9 protein-coding genes are annotated in these 10,926 nt (G+C 64.6%); 1 reads left to right on the top strand and 8 read right to left on the bottom strand.

The genetic code is table 11. From position 1 onward, the window contains the following. Window positions 1-53: 53 nt before the first annotated feature. The 5 genes from GSQ83_RS19925 to GSQ83_RS19905 all read right to left on the bottom strand — a co-directional run bounded on the left by GSQ83_RS19925 (window position 54) and on the right by GSQ83_RS19905 (window position 5,692). Window positions 54-554, bottom strand: coding sequence for a peptidylprolyl isomerase (locus tag GSQ83_RS19925; RefSeq protein ID WP_158804617.1), 501 nt, complete (start codon window positions 552-554; stop codon window positions 54-56). 127 nt (window positions 555-681) lie between these two features. Beyond that, the gene (locus GSQ83_RS19920) at window positions 682-1,251 is read right to left on the bottom strand and encodes a peptidylprolyl isomerase (protein WP_158804616.1); all 570 of its coding nucleotides are present in this window, start codon (window positions 1,249-1,251) and stop codon (window positions 682-684) included. Further along, window positions 1,248-1,766: a pantetheine-phosphate adenylyltransferase gene (coaD, locus tag GSQ83_RS19915; RefSeq protein WP_158804615.1), complete on the bottom strand. Its 519-nt coding sequence runs from the start codon at window positions 1,764-1,766 to the stop codon at window positions 1,248-1,250. The genes GSQ83_RS19920 and coaD overlap by 4 nt, the downstream gene beginning before the upstream one ends. 9 nt (window positions 1,767-1,775) lie before the next feature. After that, entirely contained in the window at window positions 1,776-4,541 is a 2,766-nt protein-coding gene (gene gyrA / locus GSQ83_RS19910; RefSeq protein ID WP_174246707.1) for a DNA gyrase subunit A, read from the bottom strand. Between the two features lie 272 nt (window positions 4,542-4,813). After that, window positions 4,814-5,692 (bottom strand): lysophospholipid acyltransferase family protein, encoded by an 879-nt coding sequence (locus GSQ83_RS19905; RefSeq protein WP_254065797.1) that lies wholly within the window; start codon window positions 5,690-5,692, stop codon window positions 4,814-4,816. A 249-nt stretch (window positions 5,693-5,941) separates the two neighbouring features. Here GSQ83_RS19905 and GSQ83_RS19900 point away from each other — a divergent pair, with 249 nt between their 5' ends. Then, window positions 5,942-7,120 carry a hypothetical protein gene (locus GSQ83_RS19900; RefSeq protein WP_158804612.1) on the top strand — a complete coding sequence of 393 codons (1,179 nt, stop codon included), beginning with the start codon at window positions 5,942-5,944 and terminating at the stop codon, window positions 7,118-7,120. A 97-nt stretch (window positions 7,121-7,217) separates the two neighbouring features. On the opposite strand, the gene pnp is transcribed toward GSQ83_RS19900, so the two are convergent. From pnp to truB, 3 genes are all read right to left on the bottom strand, one after another. After that, window positions 7,218-9,368, bottom strand: coding sequence for a polyribonucleotide nucleotidyltransferase (pnp, locus tag GSQ83_RS19895; RefSeq protein ID WP_158804611.1), 2,151 nt, complete (start codon window positions 9,366-9,368; stop codon window positions 7,218-7,220). Window positions 9,369-9,709: 341 nt separating this feature from the next. After that, a complete protein-coding gene (gene rpsO / locus GSQ83_RS19890; RefSeq protein WP_158804610.1) occupies window positions 9,710-9,979 on the bottom strand; it encodes a 30S ribosomal protein S15 in 270 nt (89 codons plus the stop codon). 24 nt (window positions 9,980-10,003) lie between these two features. Continuing rightward, window positions 10,004-10,926: tRNA pseudouridine(55) synthase TruB (gene truB, locus GSQ83_RS19885; protein ID WP_216850367.1), on the bottom strand; the 923-nt coding region annotated here is incomplete at its 5' end.

Raw genomic sequence — 10,926 nt, 5'->3', positions numbered from 1 at the left:
GGGGGGTGCTTTACCCGGCAGGGCCCCCGCCGCGTCAAGCGGTAAGGTGAGGGTTACTGGCCTTTTATGGCCGTCATCTTCACGATGCGGTCGGGATCCGTCACCGAGCCGCTCTGTCCGGCGCCCTTTTTGATCGCCTCGACATGCTCCATCCCGCTCACCACCTGGCCGACGATGGTGTACTGGCCATCAAGCCAGGGAGTCGCCGCGAGGCAGATGAAGAACTGGCTGTTGCCGCTATTCGGGTCGGCGGTGCGCGCCATGCCGACAGTGCCGAGCTCGAACTTCGCCTCCTTGGAGAACTCCGCCGGTAGGTTCGCGAGCTTGCTGCCGCCCGTGCCAGTGCCGGTCGGGTCGCCGCCCTGCGCCATGAAGCCCGGAATGACGCGGTGGAAGGGCGTGTTGTCGTAAAAACCCTCCGCTGCCAGGGACAGCAGTCGCTCGGCCGCCTTGGGCGCGATATCGGGCCGCAACGCGATGATGACGCTGCCGGTTTTCAGCGTCAGCTCAAGGGTCGGGCCACTGCCGGTGGCGTCAGGCTGTGATGCGCTCATGCGTCGTCCATTCGATGGTGTGAAAGAGGGGGTGTGAAAGAGGGGGTGTGAAAGAGGGGGTGTGAAAGAGGGGGTGTGAAAGAGGGGGTGTGACGGCGTGGAGTGCCGAGACAGAGGTAAGCCGCGGCTACTGCCCGGCCGAAATCACCGTCATCTTCACGATGCGGTCAGGCGCGCTGGTGACCTGGCCGTTGTCGCCGTCACCTTTCTTGATGTTGTTGACATACTGCATGCCGCTGATGACCTGGCCGACGATGGTGTATTGGCCGTCGAGCGAAGGCTGCGGCGCGAAGCAGATGAAGAACTGGCTGTTCGCCGTGTTCGGATCGCTGGTGCGCGCCATGCCGATCGTCCCGGTCACGAATTTCGCATCATTCGAGAATTCCGCCGGGAGGTTGGGCAGGCTGCTGCCGCCGGTGCCTGTGCCGGTCGGGTCGCCGCCCTGGGCCATGAAGCCGTCAATGACGCGGTGGAAGGGCGTGCCGTTGTAGAAGCCCTGCTGCGTCAGCGTGATGAGGCGGGCGACGGCCTTGGGCGCCAGATCAGGGCGGAGCTGGATGATGACCCGGCCGTCCTTGAGATCCATCGCCAATTCAGGCGCACCGGCGGCACATGCCGAAACGGCGCCCGCAAGGCCGGAGGTTGTGACAGCCGCCGCTACCGCGACGGCAATCAGCCCGCGTCGATTGAATATCATGATGTCGTTTTCTCCCTTATCCGCGCGGCCAGCCGTTCCTCGGTTGAGGGCGGGACGAAGCTCGAGACGTCCCCGCCCAGGCGCGCAATCTCCTTCACGAAGCGTGAGGAGATGAATTGATGCCGCTCGCTGGCCATCAGGAACACCGTCTCGATCTTCGGATCAAGCCGGTAGTTCATGCCCGCCATCTGGAACTCGAAATCGAAGTCGGAGATCGCCCGCAGACCACGCAGGATCATGACGGCGCCGGTCTCTCGCGCGAAATCGACGAGCAGGGACGAGAACGGCCGCACTTCGATCGCCGCGCCATGCTCGGCGGACACTGAGGCGATCGCCAGCTTGGCCAGTTCCACGCGTTCAGGCAGCGAGAACATCGGAGACTTCCCCCCGCTCACCGCGACGCCGACCACGAGGCGGTCAACCAGCTTGGCGCCCCGCGTGATGATGTCCATGTGGCCATGCGTCACCGGATCGAAGGTCCCGGGATAGACGCCGACCTTTTCGGGCCTGGGCATGAAGTCCTCTCAGACGGCGGGATCGTCGCCTTCCGGCGCTTGCTCATCGGAGATGTCGGTCCCGGGATCGATTTGACCAGGGTCGATATGCTCCATGCCGCTTTCGATGAGCGGGGTATCCGCGTCAACGGGCCCCTCCATGACCGGGAAAACGCTGGTGACCGTCTCTCCCTCGCCCAGACGCACCAACGTCACGCCCTGGGCCTGTCGGCCGGTCACGCGAACCTGATCGGCGGGCACGCGGATGAGGCGGGCGGCACTGGTGACCAGCATGAGGTCATCGCCGGCATGAACCGGGAAAGTCGAGATGACCGTGGTGCCGTTGCGGCGCGACAGGGTGATGTTGGTGATGCCCTGGCCACCGCGGCCGGTCACCCGATAGTCGAAGGCGGAGGAACGTTTGCCGTAACCGCCATCGGTGACCGTCAGAATCATCTGCTCGGCTTCCTGCATCGCGCGGAACTTCTCCTCGCTCAGCGCTTCCTCGGCGGGGCTCCCTTCGGCCTCGGCTTCCGCCTCAACCTCAGCGACGGCTTCGTCGTCACCGCTGCGGTTGCGCTTGAGGTAGGCCGTGCGTTGCCCTGGGCTGGCTTCGAGGTGGCGCAATACGGAGAGTCCGATGACCCGGTCGCCGGCCGCGAGCCGGATACCGCGCACGCCGGCCGAGTCACGGCCGGCGAAGACGCGCAGGTTATCGCCGTGGATGTGGAAGCGGATGCAGCGGCCGCGCTCGCTTGCCAGCATCATGTCGTCGCCGTCGCGGCAGGTGGCGACGCCGATGAGGTGGTCGCCCTCATCGAGCTTCATGGCGATGAGGCCGGAGGCACGCATGTTGCGGAAGTCGGAGAGCTTGTTGCGCCGGACATTGCCCGCGGCGGTGGCGAAGACGAGATGCAGGTTTTCCCAGAGGCTCTCGTCCTGCGGCAGCGGCAGCACAGTGGTGATGGTGTCGGTGCCAAGCTCGGGCAGCAGGTTGATCAGAGCCCGGCCCTTGGCCTGCGGCCCGGCTTCCGGCAGCCGCCAGACCTTCTCGCGATAGGCTTTGCCGCCCGAGGAGAAGAACAGCACCCATTGGTGCGTATGCGCGTTGAAGCTGCGCGTCACCACGTCGTCGCCGCGCGTCGCCGCCGCCGTGCGGCCTCGGCCGCCGCGATTCTGCTGGCGGAAGGTCTCCAGTGGTGTGCGCTTGATGAAGTTGTCGCGGGTGATGGTGACGACCATCTGGCCCGGCTCGATCAGGCTCTCGTCGTCCTGGTCCGCGGCGGCATCAGTGATTTCAGTCGCGCGGGGCGTGCCGATTTCGAGACGAACAGTGGCAAGCTCGTCGCGCATGACCTCCAGCCGGCGCGGGCGCGAGCCGATGATGTCTAGCAAATCGCCAATCTTCTCCGCGACATCGGTGAGTTCGGCCTGGATCTTGTTGCGCTCAAGCCCGGTGAGGCGTTGCAGCCTCAGGTCGAGAATGCCGCGCGCCTGAGCCTCGGTCAGCTTCACCGTGCCGGCCTCGGCGACCGCATTGCCGCGATCCTCGATCAGGGCGAGGAGCGGCAGCACGTCCTCGGCCGGCCAGTCCCGCGCCATAAGGGCGAAGCGGGCGGCGGCGGCGTCGGGGGCGGCGCGGATGAGGCGGATGACCTCATCGATATTGGCGACCGCGATGGCGAGGCCGACGAGCAGATGGCCGCGATCCCGCGCCCGCGCCAGATCATGCCGGGCGCGGCGGAGGATGACATCCTCGCGGAAGGTGATGAAGCAGCCCAGCAGTTCGCGAATGCCCATCTGGCGCGGGCGGCCACCATCCAGCGCCAGCATATTCACGCCGAAAGACGTCTGGAGCTGAGTGAAGCGGAAGAGCTGGTTGAGCACCACCTCGGGCGTGGCATCGCGCTTGAGTTCGATGACGATGCGCATGCCGGAGCGGTCGCTCTCGTCCCGCAAGTCGGAAATGCCCTCGACCTGCTTGGCGCGGACCAGATCGGCCATCCGCTCCATCAGGGTCGATTTGTTCACCTGATAGGGGATCTCGGTGACGATGATCGCGGTGCGATCCTTGCGGATCTCCTCGAACTCCGTGCGGGCGCGGAGGATGACGCTGCCGCGTCCGGTCTCGAAGGCCTGCCGGATACCGGAGCGGCCGAGGATGATGGCGGCCGTGGGGAAATCGGGACCCGGCACGATGGCCATGAGCTCATCAAGCGTGATGCCCGGATTCTCGATCATGGCGAGGGTCGCGTCGATGATCTCGGTCGGGTTATGCGGCGGGATATTGGTCGCCATGCCGACCGCGATGCCCTGCGCGCCGTTGACGAGCAGATTGGGGAAGCTGGCCGGCAGAACCTTGGGTTCCTCGGCGCTCTCGTCGTAGTTCGATTGGAAATCGACCGTATCGCGGTCGATGTCGTTGAGCAGGAACATGCTCGCATTGGCGAGGCGGGATTCGGTGTAGCGCATCGCCGCCGGCGGATCGCCATCGACCGAGCCGAAGTTGCCCTGGCCGTCGATCAGGCGGACGCGCATTGAAAACGGCTGCGCCATGCGGACGAGGGCGTCGTAAATCGCCGAGTCGCCATGTGGGTGATACTTACCCATCACGTCACCGGTGATGCGCGCAGACTTGCGGTAGGGCTTGTCGGGCGTGAAACCCGACTCGTTCATCGAGAACAGGATGCGGCGATGGACGGGCTTGAGGCCGTCCCGCGCATCGGGCAGGGCGCGCGCCACGATGACCGACATGGCGTAGTCGAGATACGAGCGGCGCATCTCGTCTTCCAGCATGACGGGAAGGGTCGCGGAGGGCGGCAGCGGGGGATTGGAGGGCGTGTCGCTCAAAGGTCTCTCGGAAGGTAGGGGTGGCGTGACGCGGCGGAGTTTCCTGCGGCCACCGGAAGCCCCGAACGGGCCCCGAAATCGGAGCCTGCAGGCGCTGTTCTATGACCTTAAGGGGGGCGAGAGGCAAGGGGCGACGGGCCCTCGCAGCCCAGGGCTACCCATTTGAATTGCCCTCGTTCCTTTGGGCCGAGGTGGGGTGCGGTCCGGGCGCAGCCGCCTCATTGCTTAGGCCAGCGCTTGTGAAGCCAGAGCCAGGCGCCGGGGTCGCCGCGCACCCAGCGCTCCACCGTCTCGTTCATGGCGGTGGTGAGCGCCAGGATGTCGGCCTTGCGGTCGCCGGTTTGAGGCGCGGCGAGGGCGGGTTCGCAGACGACGCGGAAACGCGCCGGCTCCAGCCGTTCCACCCGGATCGGCACCAGTGGCAGGCCGAAGCGCAAGGCAAGCTGGGCGGCGGCGGGGGCGGTCATGGCCGGGTGGCCGAAGAACGGCGCGGCGATGCCGTCATTCATCTTCTGGTCGATCAGCAGACCAAGGGAGCCGCCGCGCGCGATATGGGCGAAAGCGTCACGCGCGCCGCGCGCGCCCTTGGTGAACATCTGAACATGCGGCCCAAGCCCGGCGAGTCGCAGCTCCTGGATCACCCGGTCGGCCGCTGGGTTGGAGGCCGGACGATAGAAGCCGGAGACCGCGAGGCCAGTTTGCGAGGCGACGGGGAGGATCATCTCCCAATTGCCGAAATGCGCCGAGAAGAAGATCGCCTGACCGGCCGGCAGATTCTCGCGGCCGACCATCTCCCAGCCTGGGCCCGAATCGGTCTCGCGCAGGGTGGCGGTGTGCGGCAGTTCGCCGACGGTACGGCCGATCGATTCCCAGACGTTCCCGATGATCACCCGGCGCGCGGCCGTATCCAGTTCGGGCATGGCGCGCTGCAGGTTTCGGTCGGCCACCTTCGAGACGGAGAGCCGCTGCCCGATGCCGCGGCTCAGGGCGCCCGCGAGATTGGAGGCGCGCCTCGGCCCGAGCGCCGTCAGCAGGCCGAAACCACGACGCAGGAGGAAAGCAGTGAAAGCCTGCTGAGCGGTGTCGGCGCGCCTCACGCGTGCCGATGGATCGTTAACCATACGGCATAGTACACGAACCTGTGAGCTCCGGGCCAGAGCCCTGCAGGAAGGAGGGTAGTAGGGAAACCGGGGGGCATCGCTCACGCATAAACATATGTATATGTGTGAGCGATCGACCCCGGGGTGACATATTCTTTAACGGTATTCTTATAAGGTCGATTCTAACGATGTTTATTTATAGAAAATAAAGGAAACAAGCCGGAATAATCTGAAAACGAAGGTCGAATGAAAATGGGCGTGCCTGGCCCGAATAACGTCTCCACCAATTACAATCCGTATTCTGGGATTATTGGAGGGAGCGAAGGCTACGTCAGCTCGCCGAGAACAATTTTCAAGCCCGCGGCACAGCATGTGATCGATCGAATCGATCCGGCGATCCAGGCCTATCTCAGAAATGCGCAGGTCGCAGCGAAGGGTTGGCCGAGTGACTTGCAACGCGGAGCACGGGATATCTCGCTCGAAAAGCCGTTGGACCCGAGTCATCTCGCCAGGCAGCCTCCGGCCTATACCGCGCAGCCGGTTTCACAAATCATGCGAGAATACTTCGATCAAATGCTTCGATCGAACATCACCTCGACGGGACGATGGCCGACGGACGGTTACGTCGCGGATGTGAACAGCGCTTATGAAGCCGCTCTCAGGGGGGCGACGAATCATGGTGCCTATGACCATTTCGCCACGCTCGACGGCGACGTTCGGCAAGGCTTCAATGCAGCGGAAACCCTGCAAAACTTCATACGGAACAACCTGCGGGCGGCGGCGGAGACGTATAACGTCACCGGGTCTTCAGTTTCGCACCCCAACAACGTCGTGCGCGACTTTTACAGCGCGCAGATGAGCGACATCGTGAACAGTCGCCCCGTGGACTTCACGAGCTTCACCGCTGAGGACTTTGCCAGGTATTGGCAAGACTACGGTGGAATGGAGAAAATCAGAAATTTCTACAGCGCCGACACTATCGGCGACAACATTCTTGGAGCAACCCACGAGTACGACCCGGCCCATGCCTGCGTCAACGATGGCGTCTTCTTCTGGCCCCATCTGAATGACGCGCTCACCTACGGCCTGCCCGGCACACTTAGAACCGAAGCCATCAGCAATGGGTGGAAGTTCTGGAGGAAGACGCAATACAAAGAAAGCATGAATTATCAACAGAATCCCGCAGGGATGCCAACCGGCCTGCGGGACCATTTTATTTACTACGGCAATGACGTTTCGAGCCGTCTTTTCCTGCGGGAGAATAACTATCGGCTCGGGGATTCCGGGCCTTGGATCCCCTACAACACGACGCGGTCCGCCCTATCCAATCGAGAGACCGTCAACCAAACCAATCACATCATCAGCGAAGCGGATCGGATGTTCGGAAATAAGTGGTGGTACTGTCGCGGCTGGTCGAACACCTGAACCTCGCAAGAGAGTAACCAACAGGGCTTCAGAAAAAGAGAAGCCGGCAGGTTTCCCCGCCGGCTTCTCCAAAGATTCGAGGCAGCGTGAGCGCGGATTACTCGGCCGCGCGATCCTCGCGACGGCCGCCTTTGGCGCCGACCTGATCGGAAATGTCCGCGCCCGTTGCCTGATCAACTACGCGCATCGAGAGCTTCACCTTGCCGCGGTCATCGAAGCCGATGACCTTGACCTTCACGGCATCACCTTGAGCCACGATGTCGGTGGTCTTCTGCACGCGCGTCGAGGCCAGCTCACTGATATGGACCAGACCGTCCTTGGCGCCGAGGAAGTTCACGAAGGCGCCGAAGTCGGCGGTCTTCACGACCTTGCCGTTGTAGATGCGGCCGATCTCAGGCTCCGCGACGATGCCCTGGATGCGGTCGATCGCGGCCTGGGTCTTTTCCTCGCTGGTCGAGGCGATCTTGATCGTGCCGTCGTCGTCGATATCGATCTTGCAGCCTGTCAGCTCAACGATCTCGCGGATCACCTTGCCGCCGGTGCCGATCACTTCGCGAATCTTGTCCTTCGGCACATTGATGATCGTGATGCGCGGCGCGGTCGCGGCGACGCCGCCACGGCCCTCGGTCAGCGCCTTGGCCATCTCGCCCAGGATGTGCAAGCGGCCATCCTTCGCCTGATCCAGAGCGATCTTCATGATCTCGGGCGTGATCGAGGTGATCTTGATGTCCATCTGCAGGCTGGTGATGCCCTGCTCGGTGCCCGCCACCTTGAAGTCCATGTCGCCGAGGTGATCCTCGTCGCCCAGGATGTCGGAGAGCACGGCGAAGGCGCGGTCTTCCTTGATCAGGCCCATGGCGATACCGGCCACAGGGCGGATCAGCGGAACGCCCGCATCCATCAGCGCCAGCGAGGTGCCGCAAACGGTCGCCATCGAGGAGGAACCGTTGCTCTCGGTGATCTCGCTGACCACGCGAAGGGTGTACGGGAACTTGTCCTTCGCGGGCAGCAACGGGTGGATGGCGCGCCAGGCGAGCTTGCCATGGCCGATTTCGCGGCGGCCTGGCGAACCCATGCGGCCGGCCTCGCCGACCGAATACGGAGGGAAGTTGTAGTGGAGCATGAAGTGCTCCCGATACTCGCCCTCCAGCGCGTCGATCATCTGCTCGTCCTGGCCGGTGCCGAGGGTGGCGACACAGAGCGCCTGGGTCTCGCCGCGGGTGAAGAGGGCGCTGCCATGGGCGCGCGGCAGGATGCCGACTTCGGCAATGATCTGGCGGACGGTCTTTGTGTCGCGGCCATCGATGCGCAGGCCGGTGTCAAGGATCGCGTTGCGGACGATGTCGGCTTCGAGATCCTTGAACAGACCCTTCGCCTTATCGGCGTCCAGACCCTCGGCCGTCAGCGACTCGCCGGCGGCCTTCTTGGCGGCGCCGATCTTCTCCTGGCGGGCGGTCTTGTGGGTCTCCTTATAGGCTTCCGCGATGCCGGCGCGGGCCAGCGCATCGACGCGGGCGGCGAGGGAGGTCTGGGCCTCAGACGTCTCGGGCAGGGCCCAGGGCTCCTTGGCGGCGTGTTCGGCCAGCTCGATGATGGCGTTGATCACGGCCTGGAACGCGGTGTGACCAAAGGTCACCGCGCCGAGCATGATCTCCTCGGACAGTTCGCGGGCCTCGGACTCGACCATCAGCACGCCCTCGGCGGTGCCGGCGACGACGAGGTCGAGTTCGCTCTCCTCGGTCTGGGCCAGGGTCGGGTTAAGGACGAACTCACCATTGAGGCGCGCCACACGGGCGGCGGCGACAGGGCCGAAGAACGGGATGCCCGAGAGGGTGAGAGCGGCGGAACAGCCGATCATGGCGACGATATCGGGGTCGTTCTCGAGATCGTGGCTGAGGACGGTCGCGACGACCTGGACTTCGTTGCGAAAACCCTGGGGGAAGAGCGGGCGGATCGGACGGTCGATCAGGCGGCTGACCAGCGTCTCGTTCTCGTTCGGACGGCCTTCGCGCTTGAAGAATCCGCCGGGAATTTTACCGGCCGCGAAAGCCTTTTCCTGGTAGTTCACCGTCAGCGGGAAGAAGTCCTGCCCCGGCTTGGCACTCTTGGCGCCAACGGCCGTGCAGAGCACGATCGTGTCGCCGTAGCTCACCATGACGGCGCCATCGGCCTGACGGGCGATCTTGCCGGTTTCGAGAACCAAGGGGCGTCCGCCCCATTCGATTTCCTTGCGGAAGTAATTGAACATCAATGCATCCTTGCGGGCTGCGCGAATGCGACGGCGATGGTGACGGAACCGACGCTGAGAGGAGGATCGACGCGATCACCTCTCCTGCGAAGCGAAGGGAGCAGCGGGCGCTGCTCTAGCGGGGCTTCGGCGTCTCGGGCGGCATGGGGAGCGAATGCGGCTTCCGGAAAGCTGGGAGCGCATCCGCCGGCCATGTGGCCGGAAACGCCGCTTGGCCCCGGCTATGCTCTTTCGAGCGCCGGGCCGGCATTCATTCTGACCGCCGCTTCCACGGCTTGGGTCGTATGCCGCTCATGCGGCTGATCCCCCGCCCCATGGCGGAGGACCCCGTCGAATAGCCTCTAGCGGCGCAGGCCGAGACGACCGATCAATGTCGTGTAGCGCTCGACGCTCTTGCGCTTGAGGTAGTCCAGCAGGCGGCGGCGGCGGCCGACCAGCATCAGCAAGCCGCGCCGGCTATGGAAGTCCTTGGCGTGGGTCTTGAGATGCTCGGTGAGGTTCGCGATGCGCTCGGAAATGATCGCAACCTGAACCTCGGGGCTGCCGGTATCGTCCGTGCCCGTCGCATAGTCCTTGATGAGCGCCAGGCGGCGCTCGTCGGTGATCGACATCGTGATGATCCCTGTCGTTCGGGGTTACAAAAGGCGCTCGGGCTTCATCCAGCCTTCGTCGAGGCGGCATAAACCGATCACGCGCTCCCCCACCATCGCGCGCGCCAGACCCCCTGCGGGGTTGGCGCCCTCTGGTATCCGCCCCATCAGGTCGACCAGGCTTATGGCCTGTCCGTGGCTGAGGCTGACGGCTTCGCTCTCGGTCAGGGCCAGCGCCGGGATGTCGGCCAGCGCGGTCGCGACCGGCAGCAAAAGCGCCGGAGAGATGGGCGCGGTATCCTCTGCCGTTTCGAGCTTGTCCAGGGAAATCGCCATAGCCTCGGTAAAGGGGCCGACCCGCAGCCGGCGCAGGACCGCGATATGGCCGAGCGAACCGCAGGCGCGGGCGAGATCGCGCGCCAGGCTGCGCATATAGACGCCTTTGCCGGATTCCACCTCGAAGACGGCGGTGTCGGCATCCGGGCGTTCCACCAGGTCGAAACGATCGACCTGGGCGGGGCGAGGCTCCAGCACCGGGGGGCGGCCCTCGCGCGCCATGTCATAGGCGCGCTCGCCGGCGACCTTGATGGCCGAGAAGATGGGCGGGACCTGCATGATGCTACCGCGGAATGCCGGGAGGGCAGCGCGGATAGCGTCATCGTCGGGCCGGGCGTCGGTGGTTTCGATGGTCTGGCCGTCCGCGTCGTCGGTATCGCGCAGATCGCCGAAGCGCAGGGTGAAGCGGTAGCGCTTGGTGCCGTCCATTACATAGGGAACGGTTTTGGTCGCGGCGCCGAAGGCGATGGGCAGCAGCCCGGTGGCGAGGGGGTCCAGCGTGCCGCCATGGCCCGCCTTCTCGGCGTCGAACAGCCGTTTGACCTTGTTGACCATATCCGTGCTGGTCGGGCCTTGCGGCTTGTCGAGGATGAGCCACCCATCCAGCGGGCGGCCGCGATGCCGGCGGCGGT

The sequence above is a fragment of the Acidisoma sp. L85 genome (genome assembly GCF_009765865.1).
GTDB lineage: Bacteria > Pseudomonadota > Alphaproteobacteria > Acetobacterales > Acetobacteraceae > Acidisoma.
Note: the sequence above shows the minus strand (reverse complement) of the source record. Positions and strands in the feature narration are given on the sequence as shown.